This is a genomic window from Lentzea xinjiangensis (assembly GCF_900110955.1).
GTDB classification, from domain to species: Bacteria; Actinomycetota; Actinomycetes; order Mycobacteriales; family Pseudonocardiaceae; genus Lentzea; species Lentzea xinjiangensis.
In genome coordinates, this window is the sequence record NZ_FOFR01000027.1 from 93,231 (window position 1) to 109,087 (window position 15,857).

At 70.9% G+C, this 15,857-nt stretch carries 16 protein-coding genes and 1 pseudogene; 9 read left to right on the top strand and 8 right to left on the bottom strand.

Features of this window, described 5'->3' with window-relative positions; all coding sequences use genetic code 11:
- The 3 genes from BMW88_RS36715 to BMW88_RS36725 are packed head-to-tail and all read left to right on the top strand — an operon-like array spanning window position 1 to window position 2,636.
- Window positions 1-768 carry an SDR family oxidoreductase gene (locus BMW88_RS36715; RefSeq protein ID WP_218148355.1) on the top strand — a complete coding sequence of 256 codons (768 nt, stop codon included), beginning with the start codon at window positions 1-3 and terminating at the stop codon, window positions 766-768.
- Entirely contained in the window at window positions 765-1,631 is an 867-nt protein-coding gene (locus BMW88_RS36720; RefSeq protein WP_089960348.1) for an SDR family oxidoreductase, read from the top strand. The genes BMW88_RS36715 and BMW88_RS36720 overlap by 4 nt, the downstream gene beginning before the upstream one ends.
- 9 nt (window positions 1,632-1,640) lie before the next feature.
- Window positions 1,641-2,636, top strand: a complete 996-nt coding sequence (locus BMW88_RS36725) for a protein kinase family protein (protein WP_089960352.1) — start codon at window positions 1,641-1,643, stop codon at window positions 2,634-2,636.
- On the opposite strand, the gene BMW88_RS36730 is transcribed toward BMW88_RS36725, so the two are convergent.
- A complete protein-coding gene (locus tag BMW88_RS36730) occupies window positions 2,620-3,747 on the bottom strand; it encodes a steroid 3-ketoacyl-CoA thiolase (protein WP_089960353.1) in 1,128 nt (375 codons plus the stop codon). The two genes, BMW88_RS36725 and BMW88_RS36730, sit on opposite strands and share 17 nt — an antisense overlap.
- A 127-nt stretch (window positions 3,748-3,874) precedes the next feature.
- Here BMW88_RS36730 and BMW88_RS36735 point away from each other — a divergent pair, with 127 nt between their 5' ends.
- Window positions 3,875-5,101: a cytochrome P450 gene (locus tag BMW88_RS36735; RefSeq protein ID WP_089960357.1), complete on the top strand. Its 1,227-nt coding sequence runs from the start codon at window positions 3,875-3,877 to the stop codon at window positions 5,099-5,101.
- Between the two features lie 50 nt (window positions 5,102-5,151).
- Here the strand turns inward: BMW88_RS36735 and BMW88_RS36740 are convergent, their stop codons facing one another.
- The 5 genes from BMW88_RS36740 to BMW88_RS36760 are packed head-to-tail and all read right to left on the bottom strand — an operon-like array spanning window position 5,152 to window position 9,595.
- A complete protein-coding gene (locus BMW88_RS36740) occupies window positions 5,152-5,589 on the bottom strand; it encodes a nuclear transport factor 2 family protein (protein WP_089960361.1) in 438 nt (145 codons plus the stop codon).
- On the bottom strand, window positions 5,586-6,446 hold the full coding sequence (locus BMW88_RS36745; protein WP_089960364.1) for a TIGR03619 family F420-dependent LLM class oxidoreductase: 861 nt from the start codon (window positions 6,444-6,446) through the stop codon (window positions 5,586-5,588). The genes BMW88_RS36740 and BMW88_RS36745 overlap by 4 nt, the downstream gene beginning before the upstream one ends.
- A complete protein-coding gene (locus BMW88_RS36750) occupies window positions 6,443-7,585 on the bottom strand; it encodes a thiolase domain-containing protein (RefSeq protein WP_089960366.1) in 1,143 nt (380 codons plus the stop codon). The genes BMW88_RS36745 and BMW88_RS36750 overlap by 4 nt, the downstream gene beginning before the upstream one ends.
- Window positions 7,586-8,641, bottom strand: a complete 1,056-nt coding sequence (locus BMW88_RS36755; RefSeq protein WP_089960369.1) for a thiolase domain-containing protein — start codon at window positions 8,639-8,641, stop codon at window positions 7,586-7,588.
- A gap of 9 nt (window positions 8,642-8,650) precedes the next feature.
- A complete protein-coding gene (locus BMW88_RS36760) occupies window positions 8,651-9,595 on the bottom strand; it encodes a Zn-ribbon domain-containing OB-fold protein (RefSeq protein WP_089960372.1) in 945 nt (314 codons plus the stop codon).
- 45 nt (window positions 9,596-9,640) lie between these two features.
- Between BMW88_RS36760 and BMW88_RS36765 the strand changes: the two genes are divergently transcribed.
- From BMW88_RS36765 to kstD, 4 genes and pseudogenes are all read left to right on the top strand, one after another.
- Window positions 9,641-10,669, top strand: coding sequence for an LLM class F420-dependent oxidoreductase (locus BMW88_RS36765; RefSeq protein WP_089960374.1), 1,029 nt, complete (start codon window positions 9,641-9,643; stop codon window positions 10,667-10,669).
- Window positions 10,670-10,694: 25 nt separating this feature from the next.
- Complete coding sequence (locus BMW88_RS36770) at window positions 10,695-12,227, top strand: acyl-CoA synthetase (RefSeq protein WP_089960377.1); 1,533 nt, start codon at window positions 10,695-10,697, stop codon at window positions 12,225-12,227.
- Window positions 12,220-12,675, top strand: a complete 456-nt coding sequence (locus BMW88_RS36775) for a pyridoxamine 5'-phosphate oxidase family protein (RefSeq protein WP_218148356.1) — start codon at window positions 12,220-12,222, stop codon at window positions 12,673-12,675. Before BMW88_RS36770 ends, BMW88_RS36775 begins: the two co-directional genes overlap by 8 nt.
- Window positions 12,672-14,376, top strand: a pseudogene (kstD, locus tag BMW88_RS36780) (3-oxosteroid 1-dehydrogenase). The gene BMW88_RS36775 and the pseudogene kstD overlap by 4 nt, the downstream one beginning before the upstream one ends.
- A 14-nt stretch (window positions 14,377-14,390) precedes the next feature.
- Here the strand turns inward: kstD and BMW88_RS36785 are convergent.
- Together BMW88_RS36785 and BMW88_RS36790 are read right to left on the bottom strand one after the other, a co-directional pair.
- Window positions 14,391-14,669 (bottom strand): hypothetical protein, encoded by a 279-nt coding sequence (locus BMW88_RS36785; RefSeq protein ID WP_177221590.1) that lies wholly within the window; start codon window positions 14,667-14,669, stop codon window positions 14,391-14,393.
- Window positions 14,670-14,785: 116 nt separating this feature from the next.
- Complete coding sequence (locus BMW88_RS36790; protein WP_143116430.1) at window positions 14,786-15,028, bottom strand: hypothetical protein; 243 nt, start codon at window positions 15,026-15,028, stop codon at window positions 14,786-14,788.
- Window positions 15,029-15,451: 423 nt separating this feature from the next.
- Here BMW88_RS36790 and BMW88_RS36795 point away from each other — a divergent pair, with 423 nt between their 5' ends.
- Window positions 15,452-15,850: an IS5 family transposase gene (locus BMW88_RS36795; protein WP_177221422.1), complete on the top strand. Its 399-nt coding sequence runs from the start codon at window positions 15,452-15,454 to the stop codon at window positions 15,848-15,850.
- The last annotated feature ends 7 nt before the right edge of the window (window positions 15,851-15,857 follow it).

A 15,857-nucleotide genomic window follows, 5' to 3' on the forward strand; every position in this document is an offset into this window, starting at 1 on the left:
GTGCTGGTGGAACTGGACCTCGACGGAGCAGTGGTCCTGGTGACGGGCGGCGTGCGGGGTGTCGGTCTGGGCATCACCCGCGCGTTCCTGTCCGCGGGGGCGGTCGTCGTGACGTGCGCCCGGCGTCGTGCCGAGGTGGTGGGCGCGTCCTTCCTGGAGTGCGACGTCCGCGACCCGGACCAGGTCTCCCGGCTGGTGAGCGGGATCGTGCAGGACTTCGGCCGGTTGGACGTGCTGGTGAACAACGCGGGCGGGGCGCCGTTCACCCTGGCGGACGGCGCTTCGCCGCGCTTCCACCGGAAGGTCGTCGAGCTGAACCTGCTGGCGCCGTTGCTGGTGTCGCAGGCGGCGAACGCGGTGATGCGGTCGCAGCCGTCGGGCGGCTCGATCGTCAACGTGAGCAGCATCAGCGGCCGCCGCCCGTCGCCGGGAACCGCCGCCTACGGCGCAGCGAAGGCAGGCCTGGAGAACCTGACGGCGTCGCTGGCCGTCGAGTGGGCGCCGCACGTGCGGGTCAACGCGTTGGCCGTGGGCATGGTGCGCACCGAGCAGTCCCATTTGCACTACGGCTCCGACGCCGGCATCGCGGCAGTGGAGAAGACCGTGCCGCTGGGCCGCTTGGCGACACCGGAGGAAGTGGGCGCGTGTGCGGTCTTCCTCGCCTCACCGCTGGCTTCGTACGTCAGCGGCGCGACGTTGCTCGTGCACGGCGGGGGAGAGGCGCCCGCGTTCCTGGCCGTCGCCGACACCGATGGGGGTTCGTCATGAGGTTGTGCGAAGACCGGGTCGTCATCGTGACAGGCGCAGGGCGGGGCATCGGCCGTGCGCACGCCTTGGCGTTCGCCGCCACCGGCGCGCGGGTCGTGGTGAACGACCTGTCCCCGGGCCCGGCCTCGGAGGTGGCCGAGCTGATCGGTCCGCGGGCGGTCGTGAACACCGAAGACGTGGGCACGTGGTCCGGCGCCGAACGGGTGGTCGACGCGGCGGTCAACGCGTTCGGCAGGCTGGACGTGCTGGTGAACAACGCCGGGATCGTCCGCGACCGGATGCTGGTGAGCTGTGGCGAGGACGAGTGGGACGAGGTGGTGCGCGTGCACCTCAAGGGCCACTTCGCACCGCTGCACCACGCCGCGGCCCATTGGCGTGGTGTGCACAAGGCAGGCGGCGGGGTCTCGGGACGAGTGATCAACACGTCCTCCGGCGCCGGCCTCTTCGGCAGCGTCGGACAGGCGAACTACTCGGCGGCCAAGGCGGGGATCGCCGCCATGACCCTGGTGGCGGCGGCCGAGCTGGCGCGCTACGGGGTCACGGTGAACGCGATCGCGCCGGCCGCCAGGACCAGGATGACGGAGCAGACGTTCGCCGCGACGATGACGCCACCGGAGCACGGGTTCGACGCGATGGCGCCGGAGAACGTCTCACCGCTGGTGGTGTGGCTCGGCAGCGAGGAGGCCGCCGGCGTGACCGGCCGGGTGTTCGAGGTCGACGGCGGGCGGATCTGCGTGGTGCACGGGTGGCGGCGCGGCCCGGAGGTGGACAAGGGCGCCCGGTGGGCGCCGGAGGAGCTGGGCGGGGTGGTCCGCGACCTCGTCGCCGCCGATGACCCGGTTCCGGTGTACGGCGCGGAGTAGCGTGATCAGGTGGACTCCTTGCACGGCGCACGTGTTGCCGCTCATGATGCCGTCTCCGCCGCGTTGAGCCGGTGTGGTCCTGCTGAGCTGCGGGAGCTCGTGGAACGGGCGAAGCCGTTGGGGTCCGGTATCGGCGGCTCTTCGAGCCTGATGGAGGTCGGTGGGATCCCCGTCTTCGTGAAGCGGCTGCCGCTGACCGATCTCGAGCTGCTGCCGGAGAACGTCCGGTCGACGGCGAACGTCTTCGGGCTGCCGACCTCCTGCCACTACGGTGTGGGGCTGATCGGAGGGCCGGGTTTCGGGGCGTGGCGGGAACTGGCCGTGCACACCATGACGACCGGCTGGGTGCTCTCCCGGGAGTACGAGGGCTTCCCGCTGATGTACCACTGGCGGGTGCTGCCCCATCCCGGGCAGTCGTTGCCCGATGAACTGGCCGATGTGGACGAGGTCGTCGCCTACTGGGGCGGCTCACCGGAGCTGCGCGGCCGCCTGGAGGCGCTGAGGGACGCGTCGGCGAGCATCGCGTTGTTCCTGGAGTACATCCCGCAGAACCTGCACGACTGGCTGGGTGCTCAGGTCGCGGCTGGTGACGAGGCGATCGTACGGGCCTGCCGCCTGGTCGAGGAGCAGCTGCGGGCCGGGGTCTCGTTCATGAACTCCCGCGGTTTGCTGCACTTCGACGGCCACTTCCAGAACATCCTGACCGATGGCGAACGGTTGTACTTCGCCGATTACGGGCTCGCGATCTCCTCCCGGTTCGACCTGTCCGAGGAGGAAGCCGGCTTCCTCGCCGACCACCGGGACTACGACCTCCGCTACACCGCCACCCACCTGTTCCTCTGGCTGACCACCGCGCTGCGCTCGGCCGCGGTGCCACCCGAGGTCGCGGCCCTGCTCGCCCGGCACGCACCGGTAGCCGGGGTGATGACGGACTTCTACCGGAGGTTCCGGTACGAGAGCCGGCAGACGCCGTACCCGGCCGGCGAGCTCAGATCCGTTCGATGATCGTGCCGGACGCCATCGCCCCGCCCGCGCACATCGTGATCAGCGCCGTCGTGGCATCGCGCCGCTCCAGCTCATGCAGCGCCGTCGTGATCAGCCGGGTTCCCGTGCTGCCGACCGGGTGACCGAGCGCGATCGCGCCACCGTTGACGTTGACCCGGTCCGGGTTCGGCCGGTGCACCGCCGCCCACGACAGCACAACGGACGCGAACGCTTCGTTGACCTCGAAGAGGTCGATGTCGGTCATCTTCATGCCGCTGCGTTCCAGCAACCGCGTCGTGGCGTCGACCGGTCCGTCCAGGTGGTAGTACGGGTCGGACCCGACCAGGCACTGCGTCACGATCCGGGCCCGCGGGCGCAAGCCGTGCGCCCGCGCGAACTCCTCGTCCACGACCAGCACCGCCGACGCGCCGTCGGAGATCTGGGACGACGTTCCCGCGGTGTGCACCCCGCCGGGCACCACGGGTTTCAGCGCGGCCAGCGCCTCGAGCGACGTCTCGCGCAACCCCTGGTCGGTGTCGATCAAGTCCTCACCGGCCTTGACCGGCACGACCTCCGCGGTGAACCGGCCGGCCGCCCACGCCGCCCGCGCGCGGTTCTGCGACTGGACGCCGAAGCGGTCGACCTCCTCGCGCCCGATGCCGCGCCGTTCGGCCACCCGTTCGGCCGCGACGAACTGGTTGGGCAGGTCGATGGTCCACGAGGCGGGACGCGGCGAGCCGGTCTCGCCGACGTTGCTGCGCAGCGGCACCCGGCTCATCGCCTCGACGCCGCACGCGACGCCGCAGGAGATCGCGCCCGCCGCGATCAGGCCGGCGACGAGGTGCGTGGCCTGCTGCGCCGAGCCGCACTGGGCGTCGACGGTCGTGCAGCCGGTGGTCCGCGGCAGGCCCGCGTGCAGCCACGAGGTCCGGGAGATGTTGTTCGACTGCTCGCCCGCCTGGGTGACGGTGCCGCCGACGACCTGTTCGACGGTGGACGGGTCAACGCCTGTCCGGTCGAGCAGGCCCCGTTGCGCCGCGCCGAGGAGCTCGGCGGCGTGCAGGCCCGACAACCAGCCGTCGCGCCGCCCGATGGGCGTGCGCACCGCTCCCACGATCACCGGACTGCCCACGCGAGCCTCCTCCGCCTGGAAAGTAGAACACGTTCTGCTGCGTCATCAGATTGGCCGCATGGGGGCTTCAACACAAGGCGCAACCGTGTTTGAATCAGATAGAACGTGTTACATCCAGGAGGTTCTCGTGAGCAAGCCGCGCATCCCCGAAGGCTTCGACTTCACCGACCCCGACATGTACGCGAGTCGTCTGCCCCTGGAGGAGCTCGCCGAACTGCGCAAGACGGCGCCGATCTGGTGGAACGCCAAGCCGCCGGGCCAGGGCGGGTTCCCCGACGAGGGCTACTGGGTGGTGACCAGGCACCACGACGTCAAGGAGATCTCGCGCAACAGCGAGCTGTTCTCCAGCCGGGAGAACACGGCGATCATCCGGTTCCGCGACGACATGCCGCGCGACAACATCGAGATGCAGCGGCTGCTCCTGCTGAACATGGACCCCCCGACGCACACCAAGGTGCGCGGCATCATCTCCCGCGGCTTCACGCCGCGGGCGGTCGGCAACCTGCGGGACGCGCTCGCGGAGCGCGCCGCGCGGATCGTGGCGGAGGCGCTGGACAAGGGGAGCGGCGACTTCGTCACGGACGTGGCGTGCGAGCTGCCGTTGCAGGCCATCGCGGAGCTGATCGGCATCCCGCAGGAGGACCGGCGCAAGATCTTCGACTGGTCCAACCAGATGATCGCCTACGACGACCCCGAGTTCGAGGTCGAGCCGCTCGCCGCGGCCACGGAGCTGCTGGGCTACTCGTGGACGATGGCGGAGGACCGCCGCAAGTGCCCGCGCCAGGACATCGTCACCAAGCTCGTCCAGGCCGATGTGGACGGTGCCGGTCTCGCGTCGGAGGAGTTCGGCTTCTTCGTGCTGCTGCTCGCCGTCGCCGGCAACGAGACCACCCGCAACGCCATCACGCACGGCATGAAGGCGTTCTTCGACCACCCCGACCAGTGGGAGCTGTTCAAGGCGCAACGTCCCGCGACCGCCGCCGACGAGATCGTCCGGTGGGCCACGCCGGTGGTGTCCTTCCAGCGCACCGCGATGGCCGACACGGTGCTGAGCGGGGTGGAGATCAAGCAGGGGCAGCGGGTCGGGATGTTCTACTCCTCCGCGAACTTCGACGAGGAGGTGTTCACCGACCCGCAGCGGTTCGACATCACCCGCGACCCCAACCCCCACCTCGGGTTCGGCGGCAGCGGCGCGCACTTCTGCATCGGCGCGAACCTCGCGCGGCTGGAGATCGACCTCATCTTCAACGCGATCGCCGACGCCATGCCGGACATCCGGCAGGTCGCCGAACCGCGCCGGCTGCGCTCGGGCTGGCTCAACGGCATCAAGGAGTTCCGCGTCCGGTACGCGTGAGCCGCTCGGCGGGCCCCTCCCGCCGGAGGGGCCCGCCGCCTCAGGGGTGCTCAGGGGGTGCGCAGCGTCGCGAGGGCCCGTTCGGTCTCCCAGAACGCGCGCATCGACCGGATCAGCCCGTCCTCGCCGACGTGGTAGACGAACACGCCCTCGGTGTCGACGCGCGCCCCGCCCGGCAGGAACGCGGAGATGACCCCGACGTTCGCGCACTCCGAGCCCGCCGCGAACGAGTCGTGCACGGCGAACTCGAAGCGCTCCACGTTGGCGATCGCGAGGTCCCAGAACGCCGAGATCGCCTCTTTGCCGTGGTGCCCCTTGCCCTCGGCGTCGAACATCGACGGGCCCACCGGGTCCTCGACCACGGCGTCCTCGGCGAACAACGCCAGCCACTCGTCCTTCGCACCCCGCGTCACGGCGTCCATCGAACGCCACGACGCCACTCGCGCCGGGGTTTCGGTCTTGGAGGCCTGCCAGCTCACCGCGGTCATGCGAACTCTCCGATCACCTCGTCGGCGAAGCGCCGAAGTCCGTCCTTCTTGGCTTCCAGGCTGCCGTCGAACCCGACGCCGTAGAACAGCCACGGCACGACGATCACGTCCGTCACGCCGATCTCGTCGAGCTGCCGGTACCCGTCGAGGCCGGACCGGTCGATGCACACGGCCTGGACCTCGAACGGCCGCTCGAACGCGCCCAGGTCCGTGAGCTGGGCGATCACCGTCTTCAGATCGGCGAACTTGATCATCGCGGACGTCCAGCCGTCGCCCGCCCTGGCGGCCCGCTTCAGCGCCGCGGGGGAGTGGCCGCCGACGTAGAACGGCACCGGTTCGGTCGGCGCCGGCGACATCTGCAGCCGGTCGAAGTCGAAGTAGTCGCCGTGGTGCTCGACCATCCCGCCGCCGAGCACGAGCTTCAGGACGTCGATCATCTCGTCGACGCGCGGCCCGCGGTTCTTGAACGGCACGCCGCACCACTCGAACTCCTCCGGCGACCAGCCCAGCCCGACGCCGAGCCCGAACCGGTTGCCGGTCAGGTGCGCGACCGAGCCGATCTGACGGGCCAGCAGCAACGGGTTGCGCGAGCCCAGCTTCAGTACCTGGGTGTAGAAGCGGATCCGGGACGTCACGGCGCCCATGGCGGCGGCCGCCACGAACGGGTCCACCCACGGCGTCTCGGCGTTCCACATCCGGGAGCCGTCGGGGGTGTAGGGGTAGTCCGCGGAGACCTTCTCCGAGAAGAAGAGCGAGTCCGGCAGCGCGATGTTCGCGTACCCGCACTCCTCGGCGGTGCGGGCCAGCTCGGTGAGCTGGTCGAGCGGACTCATGGCGATGCCGACGGTGAACTTCATGGCTTCTCCGATCCGACGACCCACATGGCGAAGAACTGCGATCCACCGCCGTACGCGTGTCCCAGGGCCACCCGCGCGCCGTCGACCTGGTGTTCGCCGGCGGTGCCCATGACCTGCATGGCGGCTTCGGCGAACCGCAGCAGCCCGGACGCGCCGATGGGGTTCGACGAGAGCACGCCGCCGCTCGGGTTCACCGGCAACCGGCCGCCGATCTCGGTCTCGCCCGCCTCGGTGAGCTTCCAGCCCTGCCCAGCCTCGGTGAAGCCGAGGTTCTCGAGCCACATCGGCTCGAACCACGAGAACGGCACGTAGATCTCGGCGGCGTCCACTTCGGACAACGGGTCGGTGATCCCCGCCTGCCGCCACAGGGCGCGGGCGGCGTCCTGGCCCGCCCTCGGGTTGACCTGGTCGCGCCCGGCGAACGTGGTGGGCTCGGTGCGCATCGCGGTCGCGCGGATCCAGGCGGCTTTGCCGGAAGTCGGTGCCGAGGAGATGACGACGGCGCAGGCGCCGTCGGACGAAGGACACGTCTCGTCGTAGCGGATCGGGTCCCACAGCATCGTGGAGGCGCGCACCGACTCGACGGTGATGTCCGGCTGCTTCAGGTGCGCGTAGGGGTTCAGCGCGCCGTTGCGGCGGTCCTTGGCGGCGACCATCGCGCCGACGTGCTCGGGGGCGCCGGCGCGGCGGATGTAGGCCCGCACGTGGGGTGCGAAGTAGCCGCCGGCGCCGGCGTGCACCGGCATCGTGAACGGCGTCGGCACGGACAGCGCCCACATCGCGTTGGACTCGGACTGCTTCTCGAACGCCACCGCGAGCACGCGGTCGTGCACACCGGACTGGACGAGCGAGGCGGCGACGTTGCCGGTGGTGCCGCCGACCGAACCGGCGGTGTGCACGCGCAGCAGCGGTTTCCCGACGGCGCCCAGCGCGTCCGCGAGGAACAGCTCCGGCATCATCACGCCCTCGAACAGGTCGGGCGCCTTGCCGAGCACGACCGCGTCGACGTCCGGCCAGTCCACTCCGGCGTCGGCCATCGCGCGGTCGATCGCCTCGCGGCACAGGCCCGCCATCGACACGTCGAGGCGCTTCGCGGCGTGGTGCGTCTGGCCGGTGCCGACCACAGCTGCCGGTCGCATCTACTGCCGCCCTTCCATCACGCAGACGAGGTTCTGCTGGAGCAGTGGCCCGCTCGTGGCGTGGCCCAGCACGCGCGAAGCCGATCCGTCGTGCACCCGGCGGGCCGCCTCGCCGATCCGCGCGAGCCCGGCGGCGAACATCGGGTTGCCGGCCAGCACGCCGCCGGACGGGTTCACCACGACGTCGTCGCCCAGCCCGAGCGCCTGGCGCAGCAGGATCTCCTGGTGGGTGAACGGCGCGTGCAGCTCCGCCACCTCGACGTCCTCCGCCCCGGCCGCCTTGCCCGCGGCCACCGCGGACGGCGAGGTCGTCAGGTCGCGGGTGCCGAACGACGGCGAGTCGGTCCGGTGCTCGAAGCCGGTGATCCACGCCGGCCGCTCGCACAGCTCCCGCGCGCGGTCACCGGCCGCCAGCACGATCGTCGCGGCGCCGTCCGTGATCGGCGCGCAGTCGTGGCGGCGCAACGGGTCCGCGACGTAGTCCGCGGCCAGCAGCTCGTCGACGCCGAACCGGCCGGACAGCTGCGCCAGCGGGTTGGACAGGGCCGCCGCGCGGCTCCTCACCGCCACGGACGCCATCGACCGCTCGTCCCACAGCCCGCTCTCGATGCCCATCCGCGCCTGGATCCCGGCCAGACCGAGCGAGTCCGGCCAGAGGGGGGTGACGACGTACGGGTCGAGCTGCATCGCCATGACTCGCCGCAACTGGCCCGCCGACGACTTGCCGAAGCCGTAGACGAGAGCTGTGTCGACCTCACCGCACAGCAGCTTCACCCACGCCTCGTACAGCGCCCAGGCCGCGTCCATCTCGACGTGCGACTCCATGATCGGCGGAAAGGCGCCGATCGCGTCCACCGCCGACACGAACGAGAACGCGCGCCCCGCCAGGTAGTCCGAGGAGCCCGAGCACCAGAACCCGATGTCGGACTTCGTGAGCCCCAGCCCGCCGAGCACCTCGTGGAAGATCGGCACCAGCATCTCGACCCCGTTGGTGGTGCCGTCGGTCTCGCGCACGCAGGGCGTCTGCGCGAACCCCACCACCGCCACCTCACGCATGCGAGCCCCTCACAGGTGCCGGGAGTAGGAGTCGAACGGCGCGTCCGGCTCGCCGGAAGGCCTGAAGTGGTCGATGTTCTGCATCGACGGGCCCCACTCCTCGCGGGGCTTCCACACCGCCTCGACGCGCATGCCCATCCGCACGTCCGCGGGCGCGACACCGAGCAACAGGTGCAGGAACGGGATGTCGGCGCCGTCGAGCAGCACGTAGGCCGAGACGTACGGCGGCGGGATGCGCTGGCCGAGGAACGGCACGTTCACCACGCAGAACGTCGTGACGGTGCCGCGGTCGCCCAGCTCGACCCGGTCCGTGGTCGGCACGCCGTCGGTGGGGCAGGCGGGCCGCGGCGGGAAGTAGACCTTCTCGCACACCGGGCAGCGCTGCGCGATGAGCCTGCCCTCCATGAGGCCGCGCAGGAACGGGTCCTCGGTCGGCGAGGCGGAGTGGGTGTAGCGCAGGTGCACTGGCGTGGTGACCATCGTGACGTCGTCGGCCTCGGCCGGCGGGTCGGCGGGCTCGTCGGAGATCTCGAAGCACTCGATGTCGGTGATCGCCCCGACGCGTTCGCCGCGCCACCTCGCGCGCACGCGGGTCCCGGTGGCCATCCGGTCCGGTGACCCGGCGTCCACGGCGTGCAGCAACGAGGTGTCCGCGCCGTCGAGCTGGATGAGCGCCCACGCGAACGGCCGGGCGAGCGGCTGGCCCTCCAGCGGCTCGGGGATCCACGACCACCCGCGCACGGCACCGGTCGCGGCCACGTCCACGAACTCCGACAGCCGCTGCGCTGTCACCGGGTCGTACTCGAGCGGCGGGACGTGCACGCGGCCGTCCGAGCCGCGGATCCCGGTCACCCTGCGGCGGCGCAGATCCGAGAGGAACCGGCCCAGCGTCGGGCCGGTCGAGCGCGTGTAGTCGAAGCCCACGTCGAGCGGAGCACTCAGCGGCCGAGTCACAGATCAAAGTGAAACAGGTTCTCGAAATGGTGGCAAGATGGGTGCATGAAGCTCGGTCTGCAGCTCGGCTACTGGGGCGCCGGCCCACCCTCGAACGCCGCCGAACTCGTGGCGGTGGCGGAAGAGTCCGGCTTCGACGCGGTGTTCGCGGCCGAGGCGTGGGGCTCGGACGCCTTCACCCCGCTGGCGTGGTGGGGATCCGGCACGCGGCGGGTGCGCCTGGGCACGTCCGTCGTGCAGATGTCGGCCCGCACCCCGGCGGCGTGCGCGATGCACGCGCTGACGCTGGACCACCTGTCCGGAGGCCGGTTCGTGCTGGGGCTGGGCGTGTCCGGGCCGCAGGTGGTGGAGGGCTGGTACGGCCGGCCGTTCGCCAAACCCCTTGCCAGGACCAGGGAGTACGTCTCGATCGTGCGGCAGGTGCTGGCCCGCGAGGCGCCGGTCGCCAACGACGGGCCGCACCACCCGTTGCCCTACCGGGGGCCCGGCGCGCTCGGCCTGGGCAAGCCGCTCAAGCCCATCACCCACCCGCTGCGCGCCGACCTGCCGATCTGGCTCGGCGCCGAGGGGCCGAGGAACGTCGCGCTGGCCGCCGAGGTCGCCGACGGCTGGCTCGCGATCTACTACGCGCCCCGGCTCGCCGGCATGTACGACGAGTGGCTCGGCGAGGGGTTCGCCAAGGCGGGCCGCGGCAGGGACGGCTTCGAGGTCGCGGCCACCTGCCAGGTCGTCGTGACGGACGACCCGGTGGCGGTCAGGACCACGCTGAAGCCGTTCGTCGCGCTGTACGCCGGCGGGATGGGCGCGCCGGGGATGAACTTCCACGCCGAGGTGTTCACCCGCATGGGATACGGCGAGGCGGTGGCGGACGTCGGCAGGTTGTTCCGGGCCGGGCGCAAGGACGAGGCGGCGCAGGCGGTTCCGGACGAGCTGGTGGCCGAGATCAGCATCGTCGGGACCGCGGGGCAGGTGCGCGAGGAGGTCCGCCGGTGGGAGGAGGCCGGTGTCACGACGCTGCTCGTCGGATGCCGGGACGGTGCCTCGATCAAGGCTGTCGCCGAGGCTTGTCAGTAGGTGAAACGCGTTCTAGTTTGAGGGTGTGGTCACAGGACTCTGGAACATCGCCGCCGATCGGCCGGACCTGACCGCGCTGGTCGGTCCGAGTGGTCGCGAGGTCACCTACTCCGAGCTCGCGGACGCCGCGAACCGCTACGGGCGCGGGTTCCAGGCCCTGGGGCTCGAGCCCGGCGACAGCATCGTGCTGATGCTGCCCAACAGTTCCGAGCTGGTGGCGGTGTACTTCGCCGCCTACCAGACCGGTTTGTACGTCGTGCTGGTCAACTGGCACCTGACCGGCGCGGAGGCCGGCTACCTCGTGCGGGACAGCGGCGCCAAGGCCTTCGTCGCCCACGAGCGGTTCGCGGCCGCCGCGGCGGAGGCGTCGGCGAGCCTGCCCGCCGCCGCGCGGTTCGCCGTCGGCGAGATCGACGGGTTCCAGCCGCTCGCCACGCTCGGGGAGGGGCAGCAGGGCCGCCCCGACGTCCGCACGACCGGATCCCCGATGCTCTACACCTCCGGCACCACTGGCCGGCCCAAGGGCGTGCGCAGGCCCTTGACCGGTGCCGACCCGGACGTCGTTCCCCCGTCGGCGCAGTGGTTCTTCGGCATCTTCGGGATCGAGCCGCACGACGGGCACGTGCACCTGTGCGGCTCACCGCTCTACCACACCGCGGTGCTGAACTTCGTCGTCATCTCCATCCAGCTCGGGCACACCGCCGTGCTGATGGACCACTGGGCACCGGAGGAGATGCTGCGGCTGATCGAACGGCACAAGGTCACCCACAGCCACATGGTGCCGACGCAGTTCCACCGCCTGCTCGCGCTCCCCGACGACGTCAAGGCCAAGTACGACATGTCGTCGCTGCGCGCGATGATCCACGGCGCCGCACCGTGCCCGATCGAGGTCAAGCGGCGGATGCTCGACTGGTGGGGCCCGGTCGTGATCGAGTACTACGCCGCCACCGAGGGCGGCGGCACCGCCATCACGGCCCAGGAGTGGCTGCGCAAACCGGGATCCGTCGGCCTGCCGTGGCCGACGTCCGAGATCAAGATCCTCGGCGAGGACGGCGGCGAGCTGCCAGCGGGGGAGCGCGGCCTGGTCTACATGCGGATGGGCGACGCGACGTTCGAGTACCACAAGGACGCCGAGAAGACCCGCGCCGCCCGCGTCGGCAAGCTGTTCACCTTGCAGGACATCGGTTACCTCGACGAGGACGGCTACCTGTTCCTGTGCGACCGCAAGTCCGACATGATCATCTCCGGCGGCGTGAACATCTACCCTGCGGAGATCGAGGGCGAGCTGGTGTGCCACCCGAAGGTCGCGGACGTGGCGGTGTTCGGGGTCCCGCACCCGGACTGGGGCGAGGAGATCAAGGCCGTCGTGCAGCCCGCGGACGGCGTCGAGCCCGGTGAGGCGCTGACCAGGGAGCTGCTGGAGTTCGCCGGCACGAGGCTCGCGAGGTTCAAGCTGCCGCGGACCATCTCGTACCTGGCCGAGCTGCCGCGCGACCCCAACGGCAAGCTCTACAAGCGCAAGCTGCGCGACCTGGAGGGGAGTGGCGGCGGTGCGTGACCTGATCAGGATGACGCCCGCCGAGGTCCGGTCGTTCCTCGAAGGGCAGCGGACGCTGGTCGTCGCCACCATCGGCCGCACCGGCGTGCCGCACCTCGCGCCGATGTGGTTCGCCTTGCCCGACGGCGACATCGCGTTCTGCACCGACCGCAAGTCGCAGAAGGTCGTGAACCTGCGGCGCGACCCGCGCTGCAGCGTGCTGGCCGAGGCGGGGGAGACCTACGACCAGCTGCGTGGCGTGCACATGGAGGGGGTCGCGGAGTTCACCCCCGACCTCGGCCGGGTCGTGGACGCCGTGGTGGCGCGCAACTTCGGCGAGGTCGGCGCCGACGAGACCGCGCGGGAAGCGTTGCGCAAGGCCATGTCGAGGCGTGTCGCCGTGCTCTTCCGCCCGGTGCGGACCGCGAGCTGGGACCACCGCAAGACGATGTCGGGAGCGACCCCATGACCCTGAACCGCCGTCAGGTGCTCGCCGGAGCCGGTCTCGCGCTCACCTCCGGAGTCGCCAGACCCGCCTCGGCGGCCGCACCGGACGAGTTCGACGTCGTGGTGGTGGGCTCCGGCGCGGCGGGCATGACCGCCGCCCTGACCGCAGCCGAACGCGGTCTGAGCTGCGTGGTCCTGGAGAAGGCGCCGACGTTCGGCGGGTCCGCCGCACGCTCGGGCGCGGGGATCTGGATCCCCAACAACGAGGTCGTCCTCGCCGCCGGCGTGCCGGACACCCCGGCGAAGGCGGCGCGGTACCTCGCCGCGGTCGTCGGCGACGTCCCCGCCGAGCGGCAGCAGGCGTTCCTGGCCCAGGGACCGCGGATGATCTCGTTCGTCCTGCGCAACAGCCCGCTGCGCTTCCGGTACATGGACGGCTACAGCGACTACTACCCGGAACTGCCCGGCGGCATCGCGCGGGGCCGGTCGATCGAGCCGGACGTGCTCGACGGCCGCGTCCTCGGCGCCGAGCTCGCGAACCTGAACCCGCCCTACCTCGCGCCACCGCCGGGCATGGTCATCTTCGGCGCGGACTACAAGTGGCTGGCCCTCGCCCTGGTCAACGCCAAGGGTGCCGCCACGGCCGCGGCGGCGCTGGCCCGCGGCACGGCGGCGGCGCTGGCGGGCGAGAAACCGCTGACCATGGGACAGGCGCTGGCCGGCGGTCTGCGAGCGGGGCTGATGCAGGCACAGGTCCCGGTGCGGCTCAACACCGGCCTGGAGGACCTGCACGTCGAAAACGGTGCGGTCAGGGGAGTGCTGACGGCACGGGGCCTGGTGCGGGCACGCCGTGGCGTGATCCTGGGCTCCGGCGGCTTCGAGCACAACGCGGCCATGCGCGCCCGGTACCAGCGCCAGCCCATCGGTACCGAGTGGACGGTCGGCGCGAAGGAGAACACCGGCGACGGCCACCGCGCGGGCCAGCGGGCGGGCGCGGCGGTCGACCTGATGGACGACGCCTGGTGGGGCCCGGCGATCCCCGTGCCCGGCACCCCCTACTTCTGCCTGGCCGAGCGCACCCTGCCCGGTGGCCTGATGATCGACGCGGCGGGCCGGCGCTTCGTCAACGAGGCGGCGCCCTACAGCGACGTCGTGCACGTCATGTACGACAGGAACCCGACGCGGCCGTGCATCCCGGCGTGGCTCGTCGTGGACCAGAACTACCGCAACAGGTACCTGTTCGCCGATGTCGCGCCGGCGTTACCGCTGCCGGAGGACTGGTACCGGTCGGGCGCGGTCGTGCGGAACTGGTCGCTCGACGGGCTGGCGTCGGACATCGGTGTTCCCGGCGCCGCCTTGCAGGCGACCGTGAGCCGGTTCAACCACCAGGCGCTCACGGGCAGGGACACGGACTTCCGGCGGGGTGACTCCGCCTACGACCACTACTACACGGATCCGGCGGTGATCCCGAACTCGTGTCTCGCGCCGTTGTGGGCGCCACCGTTCTACGCCTTCAAGATCGTGCCCGGCGACCTGGGGACGAAGGGCGGGCTGGTCACCGACGCGCGAGCCAGGGTGCTGCGGCCGGACGGGACGGTGGTCCCCGGGTTGTACGCGGCCGGCAACGTCAGCGCCGCGGTGATGGGGCGGAGCTACGCGGGAGCCGGGTCGACGATCGGACCGGGCCATGACGTTCGGCTACATCGCGGCCAACGACGTCTAGGACGCGGCGAGGAGCTACTCCCACAGGAGCAGCAGCGCGAGCACGATGCCGCCGTCGAGGCCGATGCCGCGGGCAACGTACGGCGCGATGAACCCGAACGCGGCGAGCAGGATCGGTGGCAACGTGCCGAGCAGCCCGACGCCGATGTTCGACATCGGGATGTCCACCCGGATCTCGCCGAGGATCGGCGACACCGCCGCAACCACTTGGCGCAGGGTGAGCGCGACGAGCGCGATGCCCAGCAGCGCGGCCACGCGTCCCGCCCACAGCGGACGGTGACGGTGCTCGGACATCCACCGATCTTGAAGTTCCTGGCAGAACAAACGGGCATGTCGCCTAACGGGATCAACGGTTGCGGTCGAGCCCGCAACTCGTTGGTCGAGATTGGTGCCGGGCGGCCGCGTCGACCTCAGTTCCCAGGCTGCTGCGGCTTCGTCACCGGCCGGCCGTTGTAGTAACCGCCCAGGCAGATCAGCTCGTCCGGGGTGCTCTCCGAGATGGGTAGCGGGAGACCCCCACCGATCAGGCACTGCACCACCGAGATCTCCGCCGGCTCGGGATCCGGCTGCGCCATCGCCGGGCCGGCGACGCCCACCACCGCGCCGACCGCCAGCGAGACCGCCGCCGGAACCGTCATCATCGTCCGTCGCATCGCGACTCCCTTGTTTTCGACTGCACTCCCCTGACGCACCTTGTCTACCCGGACGGACCCGGAAGATCCGCGGCTTCACCCTTCCGAGCGATCAGAACCATTCAGCTAGGGAGCCGAAGTACCACCGAGCAGCCAGAACCACACCCGTACAACCTGTCGATCGGCAGCCGCTTCCGCCCTGGACTGCGCGGCACCCCTGAGCAGCTCGCTGATCGTCGGCCGGCACGACCGGGACGGCCCGCGACGCGGCCGGTGCGGGTGATCGCGGACAGGTTCCGTGCGCTCGCCACCCGCTACGACAAGACCGCCTTGTCCTACCAAGCCATGATCGACCTGGCCACCCTCACCCTCTGGCTTTGAGGACGGGCCCTAGGGCCCGTCCTCAAAGCTGGTTGCTCTGACATGCTTTGATCTTGTGTCGTGGTGCGCAGGCATGAGCTGACTGATGAGCAGTGGCAGGCGTTGCAGCCGTTGTTGCCGGTGTCGGGTGCGAAGGGTCGTCCGCGGGTGGATGACCGGCGTGTGATCAACGGGATGTTGTTCAAAGCGAAGACCGGGGTGTCGTGGCGTGATCTGCCGGAGCGGTACGGGCCGTGGAAGACGGTCTACAACCGGTTCTGGCGCTGGTCACGCAACGGCACCCTGACCATGCTGGTGTCGAAGGTGCGGGTGATCGCGGAGGCGATCGACGAGCTGGACCGGGAGGTGTCGGTCGACTCGAGCATCGTGCGTGCCCATCAGCACGCGGCCGGTGCCCGCCGTCGTCCGCGTGCGCACACAGGGGGCGAGCGGGTCGTGTGGCGGGCAGACCGAACCAGATGATCATGCT

Bases quoted from the DNA above. Each gene is read 5' to 3' on its own strand.
- BMW88_RS36740 (WP_089960361.1), bottom strand. From the start codon at position 5,589: ATGACCGCGGTGAGCTGGCAGGCCTCCAAGACCGAAACCCCGGCGCGA.
- BMW88_RS36765 (WP_089960374.1), top strand. From the start codon at position 9,641: ATGAAGCTCGGTCTGCAGCTCGGCTACTGGGGCGCCGGCCCACCCTCG.
- BMW88_RS36745 (WP_089960364.1), bottom strand. From the start codon at position 6,446: ATGAAGTTCACCGTCGGCATCGCCATGAGTCCGCTCGACCAGCTCACC.
- BMW88_RS36790 (WP_143116430.1), bottom strand. From the start codon at position 15,028: ATGCGACGGACGATGATGACGGTTCCGGCGGCGGTCTCGCTGGCGGTC.
- BMW88_RS36750 (WP_089960366.1), bottom strand. From the start codon at position 7,585: ATGCGACCGGCAGCTGTGGTCGGCACCGGCCAGACGCACCACGCCGCG.
- BMW88_RS36720 (WP_089960348.1), top strand. From the start codon at position 765: ATGAGGTTGTGCGAAGACCGGGTCGTCATCGTGACAGGCGCAGGGCGG.
- BMW88_RS36785 (WP_177221590.1), bottom strand. From the start codon at position 14,669: ATGTCCGAGCACCGTCACCGTCCGCTGTGGGCGGGACGCGTGGCCGCG.
- BMW88_RS36755 (WP_089960369.1), bottom strand. From the start codon at position 8,641: ATGCGTGAGGTGGCGGTGGTGGGGTTCGCGCAGACGCCCTGCGTGCGC.